Raw genomic sequence first — 22,415 nt, 5'->3', positions numbered from 1 at the left:
TGTCGTTCATCCAGTCACGCGTATCGCGCGACTACTGACTCTCGAAGGGTTGTTCGAGGCGGTAGCCGTGGCCCCGCAGGGTCGAGATCCTGGGTGCCTGCTCGGGCGTGGGCGCCGATTCGGTCAGCTTCCGGCGCAGCGCCGCGATGTGGACGTCGAGCGTCTTCGTGGAGCCGTACCAGTGCGCGTCCCACACCTCGGACATCAGGGTGTCGCGGCTGACCGCGACGCCCGGCTGCTCGGCCAGCCGGGCGAGCAGGTCGAACTCCTTGGCCCGCAACGCGATCTCCCGTCCGCCGACGCTGACCCGGCGGCCGGCGGTGTCCACCCGCAGGTAGCCGATGGCGATCGCGGGCCTGCTCTCCGGCGGAGCGGTCCCGCGCCGCAGATGCGCCCGCACCCTGGCGAGCAGTTCGCCGAGCCGGATGGGTTTGGTGAGGTAGTCGTCGGCGCCGGCCTCCAGGCCCACGACGACGTCCATCTCCTCCTGCCGCGCGGTGAGGATGACCAGGACGGCGCCGGGCAGCTCCGCCCGCAGCCGACGGCAGACCTCGACCCCGTCCAGATCCGGCAGCCCGAGGTCGAGCAGGACGAAGTCGATGTCGCCGTCCGCCGCGGCCGCGAGCGCGGTGCGGCCGTCGCGCTGCCAGGAAACCTCGTAGCCGTGCAGACGGAGGGTCGATTCGAGGACGCCGCCGATCGCGTCGTCGTCTTCCACCACCAGCAGTTTCGGCATGCGGGGCAGCTTAACCGTTGAACACTGTTCTTTTCGGCTGAGACGTTAGGAACACCACGCCTGACGTAACGGGGCGCTAACGTTTCCTTCGGTATGTCCATAAAGGACAGAGCGCGGCCGCGGCGAGGCACAGCCAGGCGAACACGTCACCGACACGGCCGTACACGGTCTGTGTTCTCGGCTGCACCGGCAGATCGGCGACGAGCGTCTGCTGATCGGTGCGGTAGTAGCCGGCGTGCCCGAGCACCCGGCCTTGACCGTCCACAGCTGTGGAATTCCCGTGGGTGGAGTGCCGGAAGAGCGAGTATCCGTTCTCCACCGCGCGGAAGACGGCCTTTTCCGCGTGCAACGAGCCGAATCCCGGCCAGTCGTTGGCAGGCACGAGCATCAGCGAGGTCCCCTTGTCCGCGGCTTGGCGCATCAGGCCGGGGAAATCCGCGTCGTAGCAGATGACCGACGCGATCCGGCCGTACGGCGAATCCGCGGTCGGGACGACGCCCGGGCCGGGTGTCATCGGCTCCATCGGGGTCGGATGCGTCTTGTCGTAGGTCCACAGCACCTCGCCGGACGGCCCGACGAGCACGGCCACGTTGCGGATGTACGGAGCCTGTGCGGTGTAGAGCGCGTACGCGAGACCGACGTGGATCCCCGCCTGCTTCGCTTCGGTGCCGACGCGGGCGAGCAGTGCCGCCTGGTCGCGTTCCAGCACACTCGCGTGTGTTTCCGGCCAGAGCACGATCTTCGCCCCAGCGGACGCCTGCTGCCGGGTCCTCGTCACGAGATCGTCGGTGACCGGCGCGAACGCCGCGCCGACCGCGACCGGGTCGGCGGAGGCGACTTCCCCGGCACGCCAATACTTCACGCCGATCCGCTCCAGCGCCTCGGAGCTCGACCGGTCCGCCTCGGCCGACGGGCTGATCCCCGCGACCCGCACCGTCTTCGTCGTGGGGGCGTCGAACAGCAACCGCGCGCCTCCCGCCGCGAACACCACGCCGAGCAGGCAAAGGTGGACGACGACCGTGCGCTTGACCGGCCGCCACCCTTCCGCCCAAACGGTGTTCGCCACCGAGGCGAACCACGCCAGGACGAACGTGAGGCCGTACACGCCGGTCACGGACGCCGTCTGGAGCAGCGGCAGGTTCGTGGACTGGGTGCTGCCGAGCGCGCCGAAGTCGCCGAACCCGGTGATCACCGTGAAGAGGTATTCACCGGCGACGAGCGTCACCGGGAACACCAGTGTCCTCACCGGACCGGCGCGGTCGGCGAACAGGCGATCGGCCAGGAAGGCCGTCGTCTGCAGAACCGCGAGCAAGGTGAAGGCGAGCAGAGCGGACAGCACGAAGAGCAGACTCGTGACACCGAGCCAGAACAGCTGCCCGATCAGCAGGGACAGGCCCACGAACAGGATCGCGCGGCGCGTGGGTACCAGGCGGGCGTAGCGGAGGAGGAAGACCGGGAACACCCAGGCCGCGAGCGGCACGTTCCAGTCGGTGTGGACGGCGAGCAACAGCAACGCTGTGCCCAGCCACCAGAGCAGCCGTGGTTTCATGCCGCGAACGGTAGGGAACCACGGCCGCCCGGACAGCGGACCTAGGGCAGCGGGCGACCCTTACTTTCGTCAGGAAACGTGGTCGCGGTAGGCCTGGATGGTTTCCGCGAGCACCTCGCCGCCGGGGGCGCGCCAGAGGTCGGCGTCGAACACCTCGACCTCGATCGGGCCGGTGTAGCCGGCGGCCTCGACGCACGCCTTCAGGTGCCGGTGGTCGATCGGGCCGTCGCCGGGCAGCGCGCGGCCCAGCAAGGTGTCGGTCAGGGGCACTTTCTGGTCGCAGACGTGGAATCCGGCGATGCGGCCCGCCGCCGCGGCGATCGACTCCTCGATCCGCGGGTCCCACCACACGTGGAACTCGTCGACGATCACGCCGACCTGGTCCGCCGGATGCTCCCGCGCGATCGCCAGCGCCTGGTCCACAGTGGACAGGACCGAGCGTTCGGCGCACTGCATGGGGTGCAACGGTTCCAGGCCGAGCCGGACCCCGCGCTCACCGGCGTACGGCGCCAGCTCGCCGACCGCGTCCGCGACGCGCTGCCGCGACGAGGCGAGGTCGCCGTTCACCCCGCCGACGACCAGTACGAGGACGTCCGCACCGAGCGCAGCGGCTTCGTCGATCGCCTCCCTGGTCTGCGCGACACCGTCCACAGGGGATCCTTCCGGGGTGACCCCGGTGAAGAAACCGCCACGGCACAACGACGACACACCGACGTCGTACTCCTTGAGCAGCCGCGCGGTCTCCTCGACGCCGGTCTCGGCGACCTTGTCCCGCCACAGGCCGATCCAGCGGACGCCCGCCTCGGCGCAGCCCGCGACGGCCTCCGGCAGCGACCACGCCTTTGTGGTGATCTGGTTCAGGCTCAACCGGTCCATCAGGCCACCCCCGCCGCGGCCAGCAGCGGCCGCATCCGCGCGACGGCGAGATCCGGGTCGGCGAGCGCGCCCGCGGCGTCGGCCAGGCGCAGCAGTTCGGCCAGATGTGTGATGGACCTGGCCGACTCGCGGCCGGCGACCATGCGGAAATGGTCCTGATGCCCGTTGAGGTAGGCGAGGAAGACGACGCCGGTTTTGTAGTTCCTGGTCGGTGCCCGGAAGATGGCCCGGCTCAGCGCGACCGTCGGGTCGAGCAAGCCGTGGAAACCGGCCTTGTCGCCTTCGTCGAGCCGGGCGAGCGCGGCACCGGCGACCTGCGCGACGGCGTCGAAAATGCCCAGCAGGGCTTCGCTGTGGCCCTGGTCGTCCCCGGCGATGAGCTCCGGATAGTTGAAGTCGTCGCCGGTGTAGCACCTGACGCCTTCGGGCAGTGCCCGGCGGAATTCGGTCTCGATCGACGCGTCGAGCACGGAAACCTTGACCCCGGCGATCACGCCCGCGTGCTCGGCGCAGAGCCTGCCCAGTTCCTCGGCCGCCTTGCGGACGTCACCGTGGCCCCAGTAGCCGGCCAGCGCCGGGTCGAACTGCTCGCCCAGCCAGTGCAGCAGGACCGGACGGTCCGCGACCGAGAGCAGTTTTCCGTACGCGGCATGGTAATCCTCGGGCCCGGAGGCCGACGCGGCGAGCGCGCGGCTGGCCATCACGACCGGGATCGCGCCCGCCTCGCCGACCAGCTCCAGCTGTTCGCGCCAAGCGTCCACAATGGACTCGGCGGTGGCCGCGCCGGCGGGGAGCTGATCGGTGCCGACGCCCGCCACCCACGGCCGCCCGGCGGCGAGCGCCCCGGTGCGGCGGATCAGGTCCTTGGTGGTGGCCCAGTCCAGGCCCATCCCGCGCTGCGCGGTGTCCATGGCTTCGGCGACGCCGAGGCCGCAGGACCACAGGTGCTCACGGAAGGCGAGTGTGGTGTCCCAGTCCAGCACGGCGCCCTCTTCGGGGTCCGCGGCGGCGAGCGGGTCGGCGACCACGTGCGCGGCCGCGTAGGCGATCCGGGAGGTCGGCGGCGAGGCCGGTTTCGCGGGCGTCGCCGCCCCTCGCGGCGTCCACTCCACCAGTCCGCCGTCGACGGTGGGAAGGTCGATCAAGGTCATCGGGTCTCCGTGGCACGGGTGCGAGAAAGCGCTTTCTCGGACCACGTTAAGTCACCCGGCGGGCCGCACACAAGGGTTTCAGCGAGCGGGGGCGGCGGTGCTGCGGCGCAGGACGACCTCGCCGGACATCCGCACCACACGCGGCCGGGTGCCGGGTGAGGCCTTGAGTGCCAGGTCCATGGCCCGTTCGCCCAGCTTCTCCAGCGGCAGCGCGACCGTGGTCAGGGCGGGCGTGAGATCGCGCACTACCGGGATGTCGTCGAAACCGGCGATCGACATCTCGCCGGGCACGGAGACACCCGCGTCACGGAGCGCGGACATCGCGCCGATCGCCATCACGTCGGTCACCGCGAACACACACGTCGGCCACTGCTTCCGCGGCCGCGCGAGGACCTTCTCCATCGCCTCGTAGCCGCCGTCGCGGGTGAACGCCGCCTCGGAGACGTCGTCCTCGGCCAGTTCGACGCCGTGCTCCAGCAGTTCCGCGGCGAACCCGTCGAGGCGGTCGACGACGGTGGTCAGGCTCTTCGGCCCGGCGAGCACGGCGAAACGCCGGTGCCCCAAGTCCAGCAGGGCCTTCGCCAGCGCGGCGCCGCCACCCCGGTTGTCGGGCTGGACGGTGTCCACTTTGAGCCCCCGGTGCCTGCTGACCGCGGCGACATGCCCGCCGCCGCGGCGGTACGGCTCGAGTTCGGCGGCCATCGCCTTTTCCCACGCCTTGTCCTCGAACGCGGAACCGATCAGCAGAATGGCCGAGGCGCGCTGGGCGCGCAGCGTCGAAACGTAGGCGACCTCCTTGGCCGGATCGCGGAACGTGCTCGCGAGCATCACCAGAAGATCGTTTTCACTCGCCGCGCGCATGATCCCGCCGGCGATCGCGGCGAAATACGGGTCGCCGACGTCGTGGCAGATCACTCCGACGGTCGGCTGTGAGCCACCGGCCAATGCCTGAGCGTGAGCATTGGGGGTATACGAGAGCTCGGCCGCCGCGGCGATCACTCGTTCGCGGAGATCCCCCCGGACGGTGGCGGTGCCGTTGAGAACGCGGGACGCGGTCGCGAGCGACACGTCCGCGGTGCGCGCCACATCTTCCAGCGTCACGTGGGGGCGGGCCTTCATCGATCCTCCAAGCTGGCGTTTGGGGCATAGTGGCGGACATGCTCGGCCTTTATCCGGAAATCGAACCTTACGTCCAAGGGATGTTGCCCGTCGGTGACGGCAACGAGATCTATTGGGAGGAATGCGGCGATCCCGAGGGCAAGCCGGTGATTTTCCTGCACGGCGGCCCCGGGGGCGGGTCGAGTCCGAGACATCGCAGACTGTTCGATCCGGAGCGATACCGGATCGTCCTTTTCGATCAGCGCGGCTGCGGGCGCAGCACGCCGAACTGCGCCACCCCGGAGGCGGATCTTTCCGTCAACACGACGTGGCACCTCGTCGCCGACATCGAGCGCTTGCGCGAGCATCTGGACATCGAACACTGGATGGTCTTCGGCGGCTCGTGGGGGAGTGTGCTCGGGCTGACCTACGCGGAAACGCATCCGGACCGGGTCACCGAACTCGTCCTCCGCGGCGTGGCCACCTTGCGGGTGAAGGAACTGCAATGGCTCTACGGCGGGGGAGCGGCCTTCCTCTTCCCCGAAGCGTGGTCGCGGTTCCTGGCCCCGGTGCCGTTCTCGCGCCGCCAGGAGAACCTGATCGAGGTCTATCACGAACTGCTGAGCCATCCGGATCCCAGCGTGCACGGCCCCGCCGCGATCGCGTGGAGCCGGTGGGAGGGGGAGACGGTCAAGCTGCGTCCGCGGGCCGAAGTGATCGACGCGTTCAGCGATCCCGCGTTCGCCCTCGCGATCGCGAGGATCGAGAACCACTACTTCCGGCACGGCGGCTGGCTGGCCGAAGATCAGCTGCTGCGCGACGCCGGGAAGATCCGCGACATCCCGTGTGTTCTCGTCCAGGGACGCTACGACGTGGTCACCCCGGCCATCACCGCGTGGGAGCTCAGCCAGGTGCTGCCCTCCGCCGAACTGGTGATGGTCGGCGACTCGGGTCACGCGTTCGACGAACCCGGCACCCTGCACGAGTTGATCAGCGCGACCGACCGGTTCGCGTCAGACTGGGTGGGCGCCGGTACACGCCAGGACGAGAGGAACACAGACATGCTTTTCGGTGACGAGCACGTCCGTCGCTACGAAGAGACCGACGGCGAGGTGGGCCACGACTGGGAGAAGGGCGCGCCTTGCCTCATCCTCACCACCAAGGGCCGCAAGACCGGCGAGGACCGCAAGTTCGCGCTGATCTACCAGTTCGACGAGCAGAACAACCCGGTGATCGTGGCCTCGAAGGGCGGCGCGCCGGAGGACCCGGGCTGGTACAAGAACCTGCAGGCCAACCCCGAGGTCAAGGCCCAGGTGAAGGCGGACAAGTTCACCGCGCGCGCCCGGACCCTCGAAGGCGAGGAGCGCGCGAAGCTGTGGGAGAAGCTCGCCGCGGTGTGGCCGGACTACAACGAGTACGCGAAGAAGACCGACCGCGAGATCCCCGTGGTGGTGCTCGAACGCGTGTGATCCGCGCCGCGTTCGCGCGTGGTCGTAGCCGAACCGGAGCGGGTTCGGCTACGAATTACGTCCATGGTGCTGAGACCCCGTGAACGCTGGACCGCGCTGAGCCCCGCTTCGGGGGACTTGCTGACGTTCCGCCAGATGATCGCCTTCGGCCGGCGCTTCGCCCGCGCCGGCCGGGGCGCCTGGTTCGCCTTCGCGATCAACGTCGTGTGGCCGTTCCTGGTGCTGTTCACCCGGTTCCGGGTGCGCGGCGGGGAGCACCTGCCCTCGTCCGGCGGCTTCCTGGTCGCGTCGAACCACCTGTCGTTCGCCGATCCGACGACGGTGACGGCGTACTGCCTTGCCCATGGGCGCGTGCCGCGTTACCTGGCGAAGGCGAGCCTGTGGGATGCGCCCGTCATCGGCTCGGTGATGCGCTCCGGCAGGCACATCCCGGTCTACCGCGGGGCGGCCACGGCGTCGGACGCGTACCGCGACGCCGTCAGCGCCGTCCGTGAGGGTGAATGCGTCGTGATCTTCCCGGAAGCCACCTTCACGGATCACCCGGACGGGTGGCCCATGCGCGGCAAGACCGGGATCGCGCGGATCGCGCTGGAGACCGGTGTCCCGGTGATCCCGCTGGCGAACTGGGGCACGCACCACCTGCTGCCGTCGGACGCCGTGCTGCCGCGTGCCTTCCCGCGCAAGACGGTGAACCTGATCGCCGGCCCGCCGGTGGACCTCTCGGACCTCATGACGCCGTCGCCGTCTCGCGAGGTGCTGGAGGAGGCCACGAAGCGCATCATGACCGCGGTGACCGAGCTGCTGATCGAGATCCGCGGCTCCCGTCCCGAGTAGGCAGTCTCACCCTTCGGACCGTCCCGGTGAGGGGTAGGTTTCGGGGTATGAGTGCACACTATGACGTCGTTGTCCTGGGGGCCGGAGTCGGCGGTTACGTGGCGGCGATCCGGGCGTCGCAACTGGGGCTGACCGCGGCGGTCGTGGAGGAGAAATACTGGGGCGGTGTCTGCCTCAACGTCGGCTGCATCCCGTCGAAGGCACTGCTGCGCAACGCCGAACTCGCGCACATCGTGACCAAAGAGGCGAAGTCGTTCGGGATCCAGGTCGAAGGGAAGGTCAGCTTCGACTACCAGGCCGCCTTCGACCGCAGCCGCAAGGTCGCGGACGGGCGCGTCAAGGGCGTGCACTTCCTGATGAAGAAGAACAAGATCACCGAATACGACGGGCACGGCACCTTCCTCGACGCGAACACCATCGAGGTCAACGGCGAGCGGATCACCTTCGACCACTGCGTGATCGCCACCGGCGCGACCGCGCGCCTGCTGCCGGGCACCACGCGCAGCGACCGCGTGGTCACCTACGAACAGCAGATCATGGAAAACGAGCTGCCGGAGAGCATCGTCATCGCCGGCGCGGGCGCGATCGGCGTCGAATTCGCCTACGTGCTGCACAACTACGGCGTGAAGGTGACCATCGTCGAATACCTCGACCGGATGGTCCCGCTCGAAGACGCCGAGGTCTCCGCGGAGCTCGCGCGCCGCTACCGGAAGCTCGGCATCGAGGTGCTGACCTCCACCAAGGTCGAGTCCATCGACGACACCGGCTCCAGCGTGCGCGTGACCGTGTCGAAGAACGGCGAATCCCGGGTGCTGGAAGCGGACAAGGTGTTGCAGGCCATCGGTTTCCAGCCGCGGGTCGAGGGCTACGGCCTGGACAAGACCGGTGTCGAGCTGACCGACCGCGGCGCCATCGCCGTCGACGCGCGGGGCCGCACCAACGTCCCGCACATCTTCGCGATCGGCGACGTCACCGCGAAACTGATGCTCGCCCACGCTTCCGAATCCATGGGCGTCGTCGCCGCCGAAACCATCGCGGGCGCCGAGACCATGGAACTCGACTTCGTCATGATCCCGCGCGCGACCTACTGCCAGCCGCAGATCGCCAGCTTCGGCTGGACCGAAGAACAGGCCCGCGAAAAGGGCTTCGACGTCCAGGTGGCGAAGTTCCCCTTCACCGCCAACGGAAAGGCGCACGGCCTCGGCGAGGCCGTCGGTTTCGTGAAGATCCTCAGCGACGCGACGCACGGCGAGCTTTTGGGCGCGCACCTGATCGGCCCGGAGGTCACCGAACTGCTGCCGGAGCTGACTTTGGCGCAGCAGTGGGACCTCACGGTGCACGAAATCTCGCGGAACGTGCACGCTCACCCGACTTTGGGGGAAGCGGTGAAGGAAGCCGTGCACGGGCTCGCGGGCCACATGATCAACATGTAAGCGTGAGCGTGGAGGATTTGGGACGTTCAACGTCCCAAATCCTCCACGCTCAGCGGCAGAGCGGGCGCCGATGTAGGAATCTGGACACTCAACGTCCCAATTTCTACATCGTCGCCAAGATCCAGTGCAGCAGGCTGGCTAAAGCGTGTGCGTGGCGATCAGTTGCCCGATGGCCCGGATGTCCGAACCCCGGAACTCAAGCCGTACGTTCCCCAGTCCGCTGAACCACAGGTCCAGTTCCGCGTCGAGGTCGAAGGTGCCCGCGGTTTCGATCGAGAAGGCCTGGATCCGGTTATAGGGCAACGAGGTGAAGTCCTTCTTCTTGCCGGTCATGCCCTGGACGTTCACCGCGATCAGCCGCTTGTTCGTGAACACCACGAAGTCGCGCACCGCCTTGAACGACGAGATGATCTCCTCGCCGGGGATGATGATCGGCTGCACCGTCGGCGCGATGTCCTTCGGCTTGCACGGCGTGAGCTTGAAGACGGTGTCCTTGGAGAAGTCAATCATGTACTCCAACATACGGACGAACGCGACATCGGGACCCGTCCCCGACGGGATCTCGCATAATGCCGGGGACCAGGAGGAGGGACGATGAAGCGGCTGACGACGACGCACGAGAGCCTGGCGCTCGGCGTGCCCCGGTCGGCGCCCGGCGCGGTGTTCGCGCTCACGCTCGCGGGCGGCGTCTCCGTCGATCCCGGTGAGGGTGGCGAGATCTCGTTCGGGCGTAATCGGCCGCAGGTCGACGTCTGTGTGGGGGAGAACGACCTGCAGGTCAGCCGCAAGCACGGGCTGCTGAACTTCACCGACGGGCAATGGTGGGTCAGCAACACCGGCCAGTTGCCCATCCGGTTGCCGAATTCCCGCTGGCTTTCCCGTGGCGAGGAGCCGATTCCCCTCTCGGATGGGTACACGCCGCTGTTCGTCCGCGGTTCGGGCAGGCGGGAGCACCTGCTCGAGTTGTATGTCGCGGGTCCCGAGGGCGGGCATCCCGTCACCCGGCACGACGACGTCACCGTGCCGCCCCGCCGCTGGCGCCTCAGCGCGGAGGAACGCCTGGTCTTGGTCGTGTTCGGGCAGCGCTATCTGTTGCACGACCTCAATCCGCAGCCGTTGTCCCGCCAGCAGACGGCCGAGGTGCTCGCCGAACTCAGGCCCGGCGAGACGTGGACCGCCCGCCGGGTCGAGCACGTCGTCATCGACGTCCGGGCGCGGTTGTCCGCCGGCGGCGTTTTCGGGCTGCGGCGGGAAGAGGTCGGCGAGCCGGTCGGCAACGCGTTGAACGACAACCTGTTGCGTGAGCTCGTGCTGTCCACGACGCTCGTCCCGCCGGACCTCGCCCTTCTCGAAGCGCTCGACTGAGTCCCTGAAGGACGGTCAGCGCACGCCCTCCATGGCCGTTTTCGCGACGTCGCTGCCCTCGTCCGCCTGGGTGGCCACCTTGACCAGTGCCGCCGTCGCCTGATCCCGGCTTTCTTCGGCCTTCACACGTCCCGCCGAGGCCGCGTTCACGCCGAAGAAGGCGCCCACCACGGTGCCGATCACCGTTCCCGCCGCGGTGATCACCGCCGTGACGTCCGACGTGTTCGGATACCGCCAAACCGCAGCGACCGCGATCACCGCGAGCGCGCTGAGGCCCGCCAGCACCGTCATGAAGCCGTAGTTCTTGCTCATGGCCCGCTCCCTTCAGGCTCTTTGCGCCCATGCTTCGCCCGAACGGTGCTCGTCGTTACGGCAAAAGGCCGGACCGTTACCCGCCGATGCCGAAACGTATGTCGTGCGCGGAGTCCGGCACTACGAATTCCAGCAGCCGCGCGCCCTCTTCGGCGATCGAATCCTGATCTCGCAACGGTTCCCGCGATTCGATCGTCAGCGTCGCCCCTTTGATCGCCCAAATGGCCAGGAATTCACCATCGACGAGCAGCGTGCCCCTTCGGCCGCCGTTACCCGGTGGCAGCGGCACGCGGCGGCCGTCGGGGATCACCCGCACGCGGTCGGCGTGGGAGAGCAGGACGTTGTCGTACTCGGGAAGGAACCGGGGTGGCGCAGGGGTCTCGGGGTCGGGGCGTGGTGCGTCGGGGAGGTCGAACAGTTCCTTTCCCCCGCCGTCGGTGAAGGTGCGCAGCTGGGGCCGGAGCCGCTCGAAAACCTCCTTCAACCGGGTGAGCCCCGACCAGAGCTGCGCGTCGCGGACGGTCGCCGGGCCGAACGCCGCCAGGTAGCGCAGCACCAGGTCTTCGAGGGAGATCCCGGCCGTGATCGGTTCGCCGATCCAGTCTTCGAGCAGGGCGAACGCGGCCGGGCCGGTCCGGCCCCACAGGCCACGCGGGGTCACGTGCGCGAGGGGGAGCAGGCTGTTGACCGCGTAGCCGAGCGTCGGCGGGTCCGCGTCGGGCCAGCGGGGCGCGAGCGCGGTGCGGATCTCGGCTCGCGTGCATGGCCGTTCGGAGAGCAGGGCCCGCCCCGCTTCGGCGATCGCGGCGAGGTCGAGCCCGGCGACCTCTCGCGAGTAGTGGCCGAGGAAACCGCGCTCGACCACCGGTTTCAGGGTGGGCCACAGGGCGAGACCGTCGGCGGCCGTCACCAGGTGCACCGTGCCGCGCATCAAGGTCATCCGGACGACTTCGCGGGCGGCCAGCGGCTTCGCCAGCTCGTCCACCTGGAAGTCGCGGAGCCGTGACCACAGCCCGACATACGACGAGTCGGGAGCCTGTGCCTGGAGGCCTGCCAGCCGCTCGATCGCGGTGATGGCAGGAAGATCGGCACGATCCAGCAGGAGCTGCCTGGCCAGGGTCGCGCGGTTGAGGGCCCGTGGGCTGAGCTGATCCATTCGTCAGACGCACTTTCGCAGGAAGGAACGGAGGTCTTCGGCGAACAGACCGGGCACCTCCATCGCCGGGAAGTGGCCGCCGGTGTCGTACTCGGACCAGTGTGCCACCGGACCGTCCTGAAGGCTCCGGATCGTGGTGTCCCCGGCGAAGACGGCGATCCCGCGCGGCGGGCCGGCGGGGGCCTCGCCGCCGTCGTCCCAGCCGCCCTGGGACATCTGCCGGTAGACCTCCATGCCTTCGTACACGGCGTGCGCGGAGGAGGCGCCCGCGCCGGTGAACCAGTACAGGCTGACCGCGGTCAGCAGATGGTCGCGGTCGACGGCGTCGTCCGGCAGTTCCTTGGCCGGATCGGTCCACTCGGCGAACTTCTCGACGATCCAGGCGAGCTGGCCGGTGGGGGAGTCGTTCAGCGAATAGGCCAGCGTCTGCGGCCGGGTGGCCTGCAGGTGCAGGTAACCGAGGCCGTCGGACTGGAACCGGTTGAAGCGTTCGCCGCGTTCGCGGTCCTTGTCGTCGAGGCCGTCCAGGTCGAGGGCGGGGCCGAACGGCATGCCCGCGCTGGTGCCGGTGAGATGGACGCCGGCCACGCGGTGCGCGGCGATCATCGAAAGGATCCCCGCGACCCCGGCGCCGGCGTCGGTGCCGTGGACGCCGAAGCGCTCGTAGCCGAGACGGTCCATCAGCGTGATCCACGCCTGGGCGACGCGGAACAGGTTGCCCCAGCCGGGGCCGCTCACCGGGTTCGAGAACCCGTAACCGGGCAGGGACGGGATGACCAGGTGGAACTCGCCGCTCAGCTCCTCGACGACCCGCCGGAATTCGAACGGCGAGCTCGGCCAGCCGTGCGTGAGGATCACCGGCAGCGCGTCCGGGGTGGCCGACCGGATGTGCAGGAAGTGGATGGTCTGGCCGTCGATCTCGGTGGTGAACTGCGGGAACTCGTTCAGTTCCGCCTCCTGGGCACGCCAATCGAAGCCGTCGGCCCAGTACTCGGCCAGTCCCTTGAGGTAGGCGACCGGGACGCCTCGGCTCCAGTCGCCGGTGACCTCGCGCGGCCAGCGGGTGCGGCCGAGGCGGTCCTTGAGGTCGTCGAGTTCGGCCTGGTCGATGGCGATGCGGAAGGGCTTGATCTCAGTCATGGGGCTAGATTAGGAACGATTGCGGAAAGGTTCGTTCCGCGATCTCCGGCAAGGTTGGGATTCATGGCGGAAACTTCGGCGAGACTGCTGCGGCTCCTGTCGCTGCTGCAGGCCAGGCGCAACTGGACGGGGCCGGAACTGGCGGAGCGGCTCGACGTCACGACCAGGACGATCCGGAACGACGTCGAGCGGCTTCGCGGGCTGGGCTACCCGGTGGACGCGACGCCCGGCGTCTCCGGTGGCTACAGCCTGGGCGCGGGCGCGGCCATGCCGCCGCTGCTCCTCGACGACGAAGAGGCCGTCGCGGTGGCGATGGGCCTGCGCACGGCCGCGGGCGGGACGATCGCGGGGATCGAGGAGACGTCGGTTCGCGCGCTGGCGAAACTGGAGCAGGTGCTGCCGTCGCGGCTGCGGCACCGGGTCGCGGCGCTGAATTCCGCGACCCTCGCGGTGCAGGGCGGCGGCCCGACGGTCGACGCCGAGGTGCTCGCCGCCATCGCCGCCGCCTGCCGTGACCGCGAGACCTTGCGCTTCGATTACGTGGGACACAACGGATCCGAGACGCGCAGGCAGGTCGAGCCGCATCGCGTCGTGCATATGAGCCGCCGGTGGTACCTCGTCGGCTGGGACGTCGACAAGCGGGACTGGCGCACGTTCCGCGCGGATCGGGTGCGGCCGCGTACGCCGAACGGGCGCCGTTTCGAGGAACGCGAACCACCCGAAGGCGGCGTGGTCGCCTACCTCCAGCGCGGTGTCGGCGCGGCGCTTTGGCGGCACCACGCGACGATCCGGCTGCACGCCCCGGCCGCCGAAGCGGCGGCGAAGGTGCCGCCCGCCGTCGTCGTCGAAGCCGTCGACGAGCGGACCTGCCTGCTCAAAGCCGGCGCGGACACGCTGGAGTATCTGGCGCTCTACCTGGGCCTGCTCGACACCGATTTCGAGGTCGTCGACTCCCCGGAATTCGCCGGCCACCTGCGCAAACTGATCGGGCGGTTCAGTCGCGCGGTGGGTGCTTGACGTCGAAGACCAGTTCCGGGCGCTCCCAGGTGATCTTCGGCGGGCTGGGCGGTACGACGCCGGCGCGGCGGGCACCCATCCGCTCGTAGAACCCGGCGGCGGGCGGATGGGAGACGACGCGGACCTCGGTCATGCCGAGGCTCGCGGCCTGCCCGAGCATATGCTCGACCAGCCAGGCGCCGATCCCCGTGCCCTGGGTCGAATCGGCGACGAACAGCAGGTCGAGCTCGGCCGGGTACTCGATCAGGCTGTAGAAGCCGACCACTTCCCGCTGCGCGTGCGCGACGAACGCGGGATGAGTGGCGAGATAGTCCTCGGTGACCTGGTAGCCCTCGAGGATCGAGGCGTATTCCCCTTGGTAGGCGGCCGATTCGTGCATCAGCGCCGTCAGCCTGCCGGCGTCGGAAGCGCTTGCCCTGGAGATGCGGTAGCTCGTCACGTGCGCAGCTTAGAACGTCACACCGACAGTTCTTGACCTCCAGTTATCTGGAGGTATCAGGCTGGTCCCGACAGCTGGGGAACGAACTGGAGGAACGACATGAAAGCGGCCGCGTTCACGGAAGCCGGTGGCCCGGAGGTGCTCCGGGTGCTGGAGCTGGAGGAGCCGCACGCCGGTGCGGGGGAGGTCCGGGTGCGGGTGAAGGCGGCGGGGGTGCAGCCGTACGACGCGGCCGTGCGGGCGGGCTGGGAACCCGCGGGGCTGGAGCTGCGTTGGCCGCGTGTCCCGGGGAACGAGTTCGCCGGGGTCGTCGACGAGGTCGGTTCCGGGGTTACCGGCCTCGTCGCGGGGGCCGAGGTGCTCGGGTTCACCGCCGTACAGGCGTATGCCGAGTACATCGTGGTGCCCGCGGAGAACGTCACGCCGAAGCCGGCGGAGATGCCGTGGGAGGTCGCGGGCGGGTTCACGGCGGGGACGCAGACGGCGTACCTGGCACTGGACGCCCTTCGGGTCGCCCGTGGCGAGACACTGCTGATCCACGGGGCGGCGGGCGCGGTGGGCACGGCCGCCGTCCAGCTCGCCGTGCTGCGCGGGGCGACGGTGATCGGGACGGCGAGCGCGGCGAACCAGGAGTACGTCCGCTCGCTCGGCGCCGAACCGGTGGTCTACGGGGACGGCCTCGCCGGCCGGGTGCGGGCCCTCGCCCCGTCCGGAATCGACGCGGCGCTGGACGGGGCGGGCGGGGAGGCCTTCGATCTTTCCCTGGAACTGGTCGGGAATCCGGACCGCGTGCTCACCCTGGTCGAGCACGGCCGCGCGCCGGAGGCCGGGGCGCGGCTGGTCACCGGCACGCGGTCGGCCGAACGGCTGGGGATGCTGGCGTCGTTGTACGTCAAGGGGGAGCTGCGCTTCCTTGTCCGGCGGACGTATCCGTTCAGCGAGGCCGCGGCGGCGCACCGGGAGATCGAGACCGGGCACGGGCGGGGGAAGATCGTGCTGACCTTCCCGTAGGGGCTGGCCGGGGGCGTGGGCGCGCCCCGGTCAGGTACAGGAAACGCTGACGATCTTGACGGATACCTTGGTCTTCGAGGACGGCGTCGAAAGTACCGATCGGTGCGCGGTCACGCTCGTTCCGACGAAACTGAGTGTATCGGTGACCGTGCCCGATTCATCGCCCGTGATGTCGTAGGTCATCGAGCACATTCCATGGCTCAACATGGTTTCCGCGGAGCCTTTGTAGGTCAAGGCGGGTTCGACGACCACGTTGCAGCCGGCGGAGCCGAAGCATTGTTTGGAATAGGTTTTCAGGTCGAGGGTGAAATCCGCCGGAGTGAGCGGCGGAGCACTGGTCTTCGTCGGTGCTACGTATGCGGGTGGGGTCGCGCGTGTGGTGCTCTCGTAGGAGCCGTCGGCCAAGACCCAGCCGTTGACGCCTTGGCAAGGCGGCTTGAGTGCCTGGTCCCGGCAAGGTGACGCGACCGACTTCGGCGCGCCCGCCTTCCCGTCGCCTTCGTTGCCGAGCAGTACGAGTGTCAGGGTCGCCGAGAGCGCTGCGACGACGATTGCGGCGGCGAGTATCCAAGGCCATCGTCGAGGTTTGCCCGGACGTGTGGCCGGTTCGGGTGGGATGTACATGGCGCTCTCCCGCTTGTGGTGGTACTTGCCGGACTTACTCGCTCGATCCGCGCACGGTGTTACGACGCGTCCTGTCGATATCACCCTTCAGTGGTAAATGCGCTCTTTGATTGTTGCTTAAAATTACGAACACGTGTTCGAATTCTTCGGGTATGATGGGGTCGTGTCCGAGACCTTCCTCCCCGAACTGCCGCAGGAGTTGTGGCGCGCTGGCAAGCTGGAGCTTGCGCATGGTGTGCAGCAGTCCTTGCAGGTGATCCGGGTGGCGACTGCCGCGCTGGGGCAGTTCTTGGCGGAGATCGAGTCTCGGGGCGTCAAAGACTTGTACGGCCATGGCAGTACAGCCGGCTGGCTCGCGGATATGGCGGGATTGTCGCGTGGTGAGGCGGGGGCGGTGGTGAAGCGGGCCGTCGCGTTGAACCCCACCCGAGCCTTGGACGGCACGGAGGTTCCGCCCGTTGCTCCCGCGACCGCTGCGGTGGCCGCGGAGGGGTTGGTCGGGGTTGAGCGGATCGATCAGATTCTGGAGATTTTGAAACGGCTCCCGGCGGATACCTCTGCGGAGGATCGGGCGAAGGCGGAGAAGATCCTCGCCGATCTCGCTCCGAATGCCGGACCCGCACAGCTCACCAAGGCCGAAGCGAACCTGTTGGGCTGGTTGGATCCCGACGGCAAGGAACCCAAAGACCCCGAGCCCAAAGAACCGCGCCGGGAAATCACCTTGGAACGCCGGAAAGACGGGTTCTGGAAACTCACCGGCCTCCTCGATGACGAGACCGGGGCTCGTACCGCCGCCGCGTTGGAGGCGCATGCCCAGCCGCGGCCGGTGGATGAGTTCGGGCAGGCGGATTTGCGGATGAAGTGCGAGCGCATGGGAGACGCCTGGGTTGATCTGCTGGATCTGGCGATCGCCTGCCCGGACCAGCCCGGGACCAGCGGCTACCGCACCTTGGTGAACGTCACCATCGGGCTTGAGGAACTGAAGTCCGGTCTCGGGACCGCGTGCCTGGATTTCGTGGGGACGATGACCGCGCGGGAAGCGCGGCTCGCGGCCTGTGACTGTCTGATGTTGCCGGTGGTGATGAGTGCCTCGGGTGAGCCGCTGGATATGGGACGGCTACGACGGTTCGTCACACCCGGCCAGAGACGCGCGTTGAACATCCGTGACGGTGGCTGCGCCTTCCCCGGCTGTCATCGGAAACCCAAGAACTGCCACGCCCACCACATTGAGCACTGGGCAGACGGCGGGCCGACGGATCTCCGGAACTTGGTGCTGCTGTGCGGTTTCCATCATCGGTTGATTCATCACGGTGATTGGGAAGTACGGATGGCGGCCGATGGGTTACCGGAGTTCATCCCACCCCAGTACCGGGATCCGCTCCGAATACCTCGCCGCAACACCCTGCACCACGTCTGACCCCGAGGAGCCCGCCAGCCAGCCAGGCGACGGGCCCCTCGGCCTGCCCGGGACCGGCCTCGACCGACCAGGTCCCGGCATCGTCACGATCTCCGCAGTTTCCTCACCACCCCGCGCACCACCAAAGGCGTCACGATCGCCACGAAGAGCACCAGCGCCGCCCAGCCGCCGATGCCGCCGAACCCGCCCTCGTCGTAGGACGCCGGGGCGGCTTCCCGCCAGTTCTTCGAGCCGCCGCCCGCCGACTCCTCGTCGGGGTTCGCCGTCGCGGTCGTGGTCTTGTCGTCGGAGGCCGGGCCGGTGCCGGGTCCGGCAGGCTTACTCGGCCCGCCCGCACCCGTCCCGGCCGCCGGTTTGCCGTTCGGGGCGATGATCCCGGCGGTCACCAGCGGGTCGGGCGGGCTGGTGGCACCGGCGCCGAGACTGCCGTGGAAGGTCGGGTTGGCGCAGTTGCCCGCGTTCAGCTGCTTCGGCGGCTGGCCGGTGAGCCGCGCGTTGGAGTTCATGATCTCTTGCGACAGGTTCGGCGGCAGCGGCGAGTAGCCGATGCGGGCCATGTTGATCTGGCCGTCGCACGCGACGTGTTCGAGGAACGCGGTCATGGTGTCGGTCTTGCCCTGGTCGCCATAGCCGCCGCGGCAGGTGTCCCGGCCGCTGGTACACGGCATCATGATGTAGGAGTACGCCGAAATCGGGTACGTCTTCGGATCCGCGTTCGAGTAGACCTTGTCGAGTTTCTGGCTCAGGTCCGGGCGGAGTTCCGCGAACTTCAGCGCGGAGGCGATGTTCTCCGCATAAGGCTGCGTGTACTGGCCCGCACCGTTCTGCACCCAGGCCGTCGGCACGTTGTGGCGCTGCGCGTAGGCGAATTCGTCGTAGGCGACGGAGAACGGGATGGTCGCTTTGCCGATGGCCTGCGCGATCTGGTCCGAGTCCGCGAGCAGCCGATACCAGTCGGCGTCCGGCCCCCGTTCGGGGAGCTGGATCGGGCGCACCCCGGCGGGCAGGCTGCCCATCCCGTTGCCGACGTTGCGGGAGACGAAACGCTGGTAGGCGTCGGGGGCCGCGTGCGCGATGAAGTCGTAGAACAGTGCCGTCGTCCCGGATTGCCCGGTCCGCCCGACGAGGGTGATGGGCTGGTCCGGCAGCGACTTCCCGCCGTTGGTCGCGGTGATCGCCGGATCACTCCAGCGGGTGATGTCCCGGCTGAAGATCCGGCCGATCACCTCGCGGGTGAGATGCAGGTAGTCGACCCGCTTCCCGGCCTGGTCGGTGACGTTGTACATGACGGCGACCGCGCCGGCGACGTCCGGGACGTACTGGTAGCCGCGGGTCTGCGCGGTCACGCCGCCACCGCCCGCCGCGAGCAGCGAGGAGACCTCGGCTTCGGTCCCGCCGAAGTCGACCGTCCGGTCGCCGTACTGGTTGACCCCGGCGGGTGAGTTGGTGGCCGAGTAGTTGACCGGGATCCCCCGCGACGTCGCGCCGTTCTGCCAGTCGGTCATCGCCACACCGACATAACTGGACCCCGAGCCCGTGACCCTGCTGAGCGCCGCTGCGTCGGGCGCGCCCGCCACGGAGATCGAGAGCAGCAGCGCCGAGATCCCGCCCAAAGCGCCCACCCTGCGCAAAGTCGTCATCCGAATCGCCCGTTCACGTAGTCGTAGGTGCGTTCGTCCGACGGCGCGTTGAAGATCGTGTCCGTCGGGCCGTGCTCGATCACCCGGCCGGGTTCGTTCTCGGCGGCGAGGAAGAACGCGCAGTGATCCGAAACCCGTTGGGCCTGCTGCATGTTGTGCGTGACGATCACGACGGTCACCTCGTGCCCGATCTCGGCGATCGTCTGCTCGATCCGCCGGGTGGACGTCGGGTCGAGGGCGGAGCAGGGCTCGTCCATCAGGAGCACGTTCGGCTGCACCGCGAGCGAACGGGCGATGCAGAGCCGCTGCTGCTGCCCACCGGAGAGGGCGCCACCGGGCGAGCTCAGCCGGTCGCGGACCTCACGCCACAGCCCGGCGCGTTCGAGACTCTGTTCCACGAGCGCGTTCTTGTCGTCGCATTTGACGCCGGCGAGTTTCAGCCCGGCGAGCACGTTGTCCCGGATGGACATCGCCGGGAACGGGTTCGGCTTCTGGAACACCATGCCGATGCGCAGCCGGACCTGCTGTGGCCGGGTTCCGTCGGCGTAGATGTCTTGGCCGTCCAACAGGACCTCGCCGGTCAGCGACGCCGACGGGACGAGCTCGTGCATCCGGTTGAGGATGCGCAGGAAGGTCGACTTGCCACAGCCCGACGGACCGATCAGCGCGGTCACCTCTTTGGCGGGCATCCGCAAAGACACGCCTTCGAGGACCAGCCGGTCGCCGAACCAGGCACCGATCTCGCGCGACTCGAGTTCCGCCGCGCCGGGCGGCGGGCCGCCGGTCAAGGTGACCTGAGGCCTGCCGTCCACAGTGGACAATTCGGTGGTGTCGGTCACCGGTTCTCCTTCGTTCTTTTCGCCTTGCGCTTCGACCGGTCGCGCCCGACGATCCTGGCGATCGCGAACAGGCCGAAGATGAGCAGGATCAGCACGAGCGCGCCGACGTAACCGCGCTGCTGGACGTTCTCCAGCGGCTGCTTGATGAAGCGGAAGATGAACAGCGGGATGCTCTCCTGCGGCGCGGAGAACGGGTTGGCGTTCATCGCGAGCGAGCCGAACGAGGTGAACAGCAGCGGTGCCGTTTCGCCCGCCACCCTGGCGATGCCGAGGATCACGGCGGTGGTGACGCCGGTGCGTGCGGTGGGCAGCACCACCGACCACACCGTCCTCGCCCGGCTCGCGCCGAGGGCCAGCGACGCCTCGCGAAGGCCGTCCGGGACCAGCCGGAGCACCACGTCCACGGTCCGCGTCACCGTCGGCAGCATGACCATCGTCAGTGCCAGCGTGGCCATCAAACCGTTGTAGCTGAACAGTCCCACGCCCGCCTGGATACCGGGGATGATCAGCGCCGCGTAGATGAACAGGCCTGCCACGATCGACGGGAGACCGCTCATCGCGTCGACCATGATGCGCACCGGACGGCGGAACCGGGACCGGGTCTCGTTCAGGAAGATCGCGGTGAGCACGCCCAGCGGAACGACGAACACCAGGGTCAGCGCGGTCTGCTGAAGGGTGCCGACCACCGCGTGCAGACCGCCGGTCGCGGTGACCGGATCGGTCGGCGCGACCGCGGACATGTCGTGAGAGAAGAAGCCAAGGCGCAGGTACGGGGCGCCCTGGATGACGATGTAGGTCAGCAGGAGCAGCAACGGGACGAGGAGGGTGAGCGCCCCGGAGACCACGACCGTCGAGACGAGCCGGTCCGACGCGGCGAGCCTGCCCAAGCGGTCGCGGGTGACCAGGTAGAGCATCGCCAGGTACAGCAGGTAGGCGACGATCAGATCCGCCAGCCAACCGGGGGAATCCAGCAGGAGATGCATGACGAACCAGGTGAGCAGCGTGGCCGACACCGCGCAGCCGAGCGCGGCCAGCCGGTCCTGCCGGGTGGTCTCCGACGGGCGACGTTTGACGAGTTTGCGCGGGCCGGACGAGACCGGGGGAGTGACTGTCGTGGTCATCAGGCATCCACTCCCGCGCCGGACCGGCTCTTGGAGATGATCACCGACGCGGTGAAGTTCGTGGCCAGGGTGAAGACGAACAGCACCAGGCCCGCTGCCATCAGTCCGGACAGGAAGAGCCCAGACGCGCCGGAGTTGTTGGCGATGAACCCGGAGATCGTCGCGCCGCCGAACTGGAGGATGTACTTCGTGATCTCCGGAACCTGGGGCAGCAGCAGGGAAACCGCGATCGTCTCGCCGAGCGCGCGGCCGAGCCCGAGCATCGAACCGCCGATGATGCCGCCGCGGCCGAAGGGCAGCACGACCGTTTTGACCATCCCCCACCGCGTACTGCCCAGCGCGAGCGCCGCTTCCTTTTCCCCGGGCGGGGTCTGCGCGAACACCTCACGGATCACCGAGGTCGTGATCGGCAGGACCATCAGGGAGACGACCAGCCCGGCGATGAACATGGACTGGATGTACAGCGTGTTCTCTTTGGACGCGAACAGCGGGAACCAGCCGAGGTTCTCGGTCAGCCACGTCGAAACCGGGACGATCTGCGGGCCGAGGAAGCTGAATCCCCACAGGCCGTACAACAGGCTGGGAATGGCGGCGAGCAGGTCGACGAGGCCGGTGAGGAAGCCGCGGATCCGGCCGCTGGAGTACTCGGTGATGAACAGCGCCGCGAGGATGCTCAGCGGCACGGCGACCAGGACCGCGATGAGCGCGACCACGATCGTCCCGTAGAGCAGGCCCAGCACGCCGAGTACTCCGGAGGCGGGGTCGAACCGGATGGTGGTGAAGAACCCGAAGCCGCTGTTGTCGAAAGCAGGCCCGGACCGGTAGACCAGGAAGAAACCGATGACCAGAAGGATGCCCAGCATGGTCAGCCCGGCGCCGGTGGTGACCCGGCGGAACGCCCGGTCGGCCCGGGAAAGGACTTCGGTGATCGCCCGTCGCACCGGGGTTCCCGGTGGGGACGGGTCGGGCCGGGGTGGCGCGACGGTCACGAGCGGCCTTCCTTCGTATCGGTAAGTAAACGACTTCAGGGCACACCACTTCGCCCCTCGATGCGGCCAGTATGTGGTGCCCGAAACCGCGAAAGGTGTCCAAGCGGAGAACGCCCGACGGGGCGCGTGTGAATCTGTGCCGGGGCGGGTCCGGGGGCGGTTGACCCCGCACGGGCGGCTCGGGGACGTTGGTTCCGGG

General features: G+C 68.7%; 22 protein-coding genes. 7 read left to right on the top strand and 15 right to left on the bottom strand.

Annotated features, from left to right (window positions below):
* Nucleotides 1–31: 31 nt before the first annotated feature.
* From MJQ72_RS32175 to MJQ72_RS32155, 5 genes are all read right to left on the bottom strand, one after another.
* Entirely contained in the window at nucleotides 32–736 is a 705-nt protein-coding gene (locus MJQ72_RS32175; RefSeq protein ID WP_240594751.1) for a response regulator transcription factor, read from the bottom strand.
* A 76-nt stretch (nucleotides 737–812) separates the two neighbouring features.
* The gene (locus tag MJQ72_RS32170; protein ID WP_240594750.1) at nucleotides 813–2,285 is read right to left on the bottom strand and encodes a nitrilase-related carbon-nitrogen hydrolase; all 1,473 of its coding nucleotides are present in this window, start codon (nucleotides 2,283–2,285) and stop codon (nucleotides 813–815) included.
* 69 nt (nucleotides 2,286–2,354) lie between these two features.
* Nucleotides 2,355–3,161, bottom strand: a complete 807-nt coding sequence (locus MJQ72_RS32165; protein WP_240594749.1) for a sugar phosphate isomerase/epimerase — start codon at nucleotides 3,159–3,161, stop codon at nucleotides 2,355–2,357.
* Entirely contained in the window at nucleotides 3,161–4,312 is a 1,152-nt protein-coding gene (locus MJQ72_RS32160; RefSeq protein WP_240594748.1) for a dihydrodipicolinate synthase family protein, read from the bottom strand. The genes MJQ72_RS32165 and MJQ72_RS32160 overlap by 1 nt, the downstream gene beginning before the upstream one ends.
* 78 nt (nucleotides 4,313–4,390) lie before the next feature.
* On the bottom strand, nucleotides 4,391–5,431 hold the full coding sequence (locus MJQ72_RS32155) for a LacI family DNA-binding transcriptional regulator (protein WP_240594747.1): 1,041 nt from the start codon (nucleotides 5,429–5,431) through the stop codon (nucleotides 4,391–4,393).
* A gap of 38 nt (nucleotides 5,432–5,469) precedes the next feature.
* On the opposite strand from MJQ72_RS32155, the gene pip reads away from it, so the two are divergent.
* The 3 genes from pip (at nucleotide 5,470) to lpdA (ending at nucleotide 9,146) form a co-directional block, all read left to right on the top strand.
* Nucleotides 5,470–6,879, top strand: a complete 1,410-nt coding sequence (gene pip / locus MJQ72_RS32150; protein ID WP_240594746.1) for a prolyl aminopeptidase — start codon at nucleotides 5,470–5,472, stop codon at nucleotides 6,877–6,879.
* Nucleotides 6,880–6,942: 63 nt separating this feature from the next.
* The gene (locus tag MJQ72_RS32145; protein WP_240594745.1) at nucleotides 6,943–7,713 is read left to right on the top strand and encodes a 1-acyl-sn-glycerol-3-phosphate acyltransferase; all 771 of its coding nucleotides are present in this window, start codon (nucleotides 6,943–6,945) and stop codon (nucleotides 7,711–7,713) included.
* A gap of 47 nt (nucleotides 7,714–7,760) precedes the next feature.
* Entirely contained in the window at nucleotides 7,761–9,146 is a 1,386-nt protein-coding gene (gene lpdA / locus MJQ72_RS32140) for a dihydrolipoyl dehydrogenase (RefSeq protein ID WP_240594744.1), read from the top strand.
* A 138-nt stretch (nucleotides 9,147–9,284) separates the two neighbouring features.
* Here the strand turns inward: lpdA and MJQ72_RS32135 are convergent, their stop codons facing one another.
* Nucleotides 9,285–9,656: a PH domain-containing protein gene (locus MJQ72_RS32135; RefSeq protein ID WP_026467493.1), complete on the bottom strand. Its 372-nt coding sequence runs from the start codon at nucleotides 9,654–9,656 to the stop codon at nucleotides 9,285–9,287.
* 84 nt (nucleotides 9,657–9,740) lie between these two features.
* On the opposite strand from MJQ72_RS32135, the gene MJQ72_RS32130 reads away from it, so the two are divergent.
* A complete protein-coding gene (locus tag MJQ72_RS32130; RefSeq protein ID WP_240594743.1) occupies nucleotides 9,741–10,511 on the top strand; it encodes an FHA domain-containing protein in 771 nt (256 codons plus the stop codon).
* A gap of 15 nt (nucleotides 10,512–10,526) precedes the next feature.
* On the opposite strand, the gene MJQ72_RS32125 is transcribed toward MJQ72_RS32130, so the two are convergent.
* From MJQ72_RS32125 to MJQ72_RS32115, 3 genes are all read right to left on the bottom strand, one after another.
* The gene (locus MJQ72_RS32125; protein ID WP_240594742.1) at nucleotides 10,527–10,823 is read right to left on the bottom strand and encodes a hypothetical protein; all 297 of its coding nucleotides are present in this window, start codon (nucleotides 10,821–10,823) and stop codon (nucleotides 10,527–10,529) included.
* 76 nt (nucleotides 10,824–10,899) lie between these two features.
* Complete coding sequence (locus tag MJQ72_RS32120; RefSeq protein ID WP_240594741.1) at nucleotides 10,900–11,979, bottom strand: winged helix DNA-binding domain-containing protein; 1,080 nt, start codon at nucleotides 11,977–11,979, stop codon at nucleotides 10,900–10,902.
* A gap of 3 nt (nucleotides 11,980–11,982) precedes the next feature.
* Complete coding sequence (locus tag MJQ72_RS32115; RefSeq protein ID WP_240594740.1) at nucleotides 11,983–13,119, bottom strand: epoxide hydrolase family protein; 1,137 nt, start codon at nucleotides 13,117–13,119, stop codon at nucleotides 11,983–11,985.
* 63 nt (nucleotides 13,120–13,182) lie between these two features.
* On the opposite strand from MJQ72_RS32115, the gene MJQ72_RS32110 reads away from it, so the two are divergent.
* Nucleotides 13,183–14,136, top strand: a complete 954-nt coding sequence (locus MJQ72_RS32110; RefSeq protein WP_240594739.1) for a YafY family protein — start codon at nucleotides 13,183–13,185, stop codon at nucleotides 14,134–14,136.
* Here MJQ72_RS32110 and MJQ72_RS32105 read toward each other — a convergent pair.
* The gene (locus MJQ72_RS32105; RefSeq protein WP_396426893.1) at nucleotides 14,114–14,575 is read right to left on the bottom strand and encodes a GNAT family N-acetyltransferase; all 462 of its coding nucleotides are present in this window, start codon (nucleotides 14,573–14,575) and stop codon (nucleotides 14,114–14,116) included. The two genes, MJQ72_RS32110 and MJQ72_RS32105, sit on opposite strands and share 23 nt — an antisense overlap.
* 99 nt (nucleotides 14,576–14,674) lie before the next feature.
* On the opposite strand from MJQ72_RS32105, the gene MJQ72_RS32100 reads away from it, so the two are divergent.
* Nucleotides 14,675–15,586, top strand: a complete 912-nt coding sequence (locus MJQ72_RS32100; RefSeq protein WP_240594738.1) for an NADP-dependent oxidoreductase — start codon at nucleotides 14,675–14,677, stop codon at nucleotides 15,584–15,586.
* Nucleotides 15,587–15,616: 30 nt separating this feature from the next.
* Here MJQ72_RS32100 and MJQ72_RS32095 read toward each other — a convergent pair whose 3' ends face one another.
* The gene (locus tag MJQ72_RS32095) at nucleotides 15,617–16,210 is read right to left on the bottom strand and encodes a hypothetical protein (RefSeq protein WP_240594737.1); all 594 of its coding nucleotides are present in this window, start codon (nucleotides 16,208–16,210) and stop codon (nucleotides 15,617–15,619) included.
* A 163-nt stretch (nucleotides 16,211–16,373) separates the two neighbouring features.
* On the opposite strand from MJQ72_RS32095, the gene MJQ72_RS32090 reads away from it, so the two are divergent.
* Nucleotides 16,374–17,627, top strand: coding sequence for an HNH endonuclease signature motif containing protein (locus MJQ72_RS32090; RefSeq protein ID WP_240594736.1), 1,254 nt, complete (start codon nucleotides 16,374–16,376; stop codon nucleotides 17,625–17,627).
* Between the two features lie 83 nt (nucleotides 17,628–17,710).
* Here the strand turns inward: MJQ72_RS32090 and MJQ72_RS32085 are convergent, their stop codons facing one another.
* The 4 genes from MJQ72_RS32085 to pstC are packed head-to-tail and all read right to left on the bottom strand — an operon-like array spanning nucleotide 17,711 to nucleotide 22,216.
* Nucleotides 17,711–19,267: a substrate-binding domain-containing protein gene (locus MJQ72_RS32085; protein WP_240594735.1), complete on the bottom strand. Its 1,557-nt coding sequence runs from the start codon at nucleotides 19,265–19,267 to the stop codon at nucleotides 17,711–17,713.
* Nucleotides 19,264–20,079, bottom strand: a complete 816-nt coding sequence (locus MJQ72_RS32080) for a phosphate ABC transporter ATP-binding protein (protein ID WP_394329954.1) — start codon at nucleotides 20,077–20,079, stop codon at nucleotides 19,264–19,266. Before MJQ72_RS32080 ends, MJQ72_RS32085 begins: the two co-directional genes overlap by 4 nt.
* A 23-nt stretch (nucleotides 20,080–20,102) precedes the next feature.
* The gene (pstA, locus tag MJQ72_RS32075; protein ID WP_240594734.1) at nucleotides 20,103–21,227 is read right to left on the bottom strand and encodes a phosphate ABC transporter permease PstA; all 1,125 of its coding nucleotides are present in this window, start codon (nucleotides 21,225–21,227) and stop codon (nucleotides 20,103–20,105) included.
* Nucleotides 21,227–22,216 (bottom strand): phosphate ABC transporter permease subunit PstC, encoded by a 990-nt coding sequence (gene pstC / locus MJQ72_RS32070; protein ID WP_240594733.1) that lies wholly within the window; start codon nucleotides 22,214–22,216, stop codon nucleotides 21,227–21,229. The genes pstA and pstC overlap by 1 nt, the downstream gene beginning before the upstream one ends.
* Nucleotides 22,217–22,415: the final 199 nt, after the last annotated feature.

This window comes from Amycolatopsis sp. EV170708-02-1, from assembly GCF_022479115.1.
Lineage (GTDB): Bacteria > Actinomycetota > Actinomycetes > Mycobacteriales > Pseudonocardiaceae > Amycolatopsis.
This window is presented reverse-complemented; position numbering and strand designations above follow the sequence as displayed.

What these genes read in the sequence shown, in the direction of transcription:
- MJQ72_RS32100 (WP_240594738.1), top strand. Translation starts at nt 14,675, where the DNA reads ATGAAAGCGGCCGCGTTCACGGAAGCCGGTGGCCCGGAGGTGCTCCGG.
- MJQ72_RS32110 (WP_240594739.1), top strand. Translation starts at nt 13,183, where the DNA reads ATGGCGGAAACTTCGGCGAGACTGCTGCGGCTCCTGTCGCTGCTGCAG.
- pstA (WP_240594734.1), bottom strand. Translation starts at nt 21,227, where the DNA reads ATGACCACGACAGTCACTCCCCCGGTCTCGTCCGGCCCGCGCAAACTC.
- MJQ72_RS32170 (WP_240594750.1), bottom strand. Translation starts at nt 2,285, where the DNA reads ATGAAACCACGGCTGCTCTGGTGGCTGGGCACAGCGTTGCTGTTGCTC.
- MJQ72_RS32160 (WP_240594748.1), bottom strand. Translation starts at nt 4,312, where the DNA reads ATGACCTTGATCGACCTTCCCACCGTCGACGGCGGACTGGTGGAGTGG.
- MJQ72_RS32135 (WP_026467493.1), bottom strand. Translation starts at nt 9,656, where the DNA reads ATGATTGACTTCTCCAAGGACACCGTCTTCAAGCTCACGCCGTGCAAG.
- MJQ72_RS32115 (WP_240594740.1), bottom strand. Translation starts at nt 13,119, where the DNA reads ATGACTGAGATCAAGCCCTTCCGCATCGCCATCGACCAGGCCGAACTC.
- lpdA (WP_240594744.1), top strand. Translation starts at nt 7,761, where the DNA reads ATGAGTGCACACTATGACGTCGTTGTCCTGGGGGCCGGAGTCGGCGGT.
- MJQ72_RS32175 (WP_240594751.1), bottom strand. Translation starts at nt 736, where the DNA reads ATGCCGAAACTGCTGGTGGTGGAAGACGACGACGCGATCGGCGGCGTC.
- MJQ72_RS32130 (WP_240594743.1), top strand. Translation starts at nt 9,741, where the DNA reads ATGAAGCGGCTGACGACGACGCACGAGAGCCTGGCGCTCGGCGTGCCC.
- MJQ72_RS32145 (WP_240594745.1), top strand. Translation starts at nt 6,943, where the DNA reads ATGGTGCTGAGACCCCGTGAACGCTGGACCGCGCTGAGCCCCGCTTCG.
- MJQ72_RS32165 (WP_240594749.1), bottom strand. Translation starts at nt 3,161, where the DNA reads ATGGACCGGTTGAGCCTGAACCAGATCACCACAAAGGCGTGGTCGCTG.
- MJQ72_RS32085 (WP_240594735.1), bottom strand. Translation starts at nt 19,267, where the DNA reads ATGACGACTTTGCGCAGGGTGGGCGCTTTGGGCGGGATCTCGGCGCTG.
- MJQ72_RS32125 (WP_240594742.1), bottom strand. Translation starts at nt 10,823, where the DNA reads ATGAGCAAGAACTACGGCTTCATGACGGTGCTGGCGGGCCTCAGCGCG.
- pip (WP_240594746.1), top strand. Translation starts at nt 5,470, where the DNA reads ATGCTCGGCCTTTATCCGGAAATCGAACCTTACGTCCAAGGGATGTTG.
- MJQ72_RS32120 (WP_240594741.1), bottom strand. Translation starts at nt 11,979, where the DNA reads ATGGATCAGCTCAGCCCACGGGCCCTCAACCGCGCGACCCTGGCCAGG.
- MJQ72_RS32155 (WP_240594747.1), bottom strand. Translation starts at nt 5,431, where the DNA reads ATGAAGGCCCGCCCCCACGTGACGCTGGAAGATGTGGCGCGCACCGCG.
- MJQ72_RS32095 (WP_240594737.1), bottom strand. Translation starts at nt 16,210, where the DNA reads ATGTACATCCCACCCGAACCGGCCACACGTCCGGGCAAACCTCGACGA.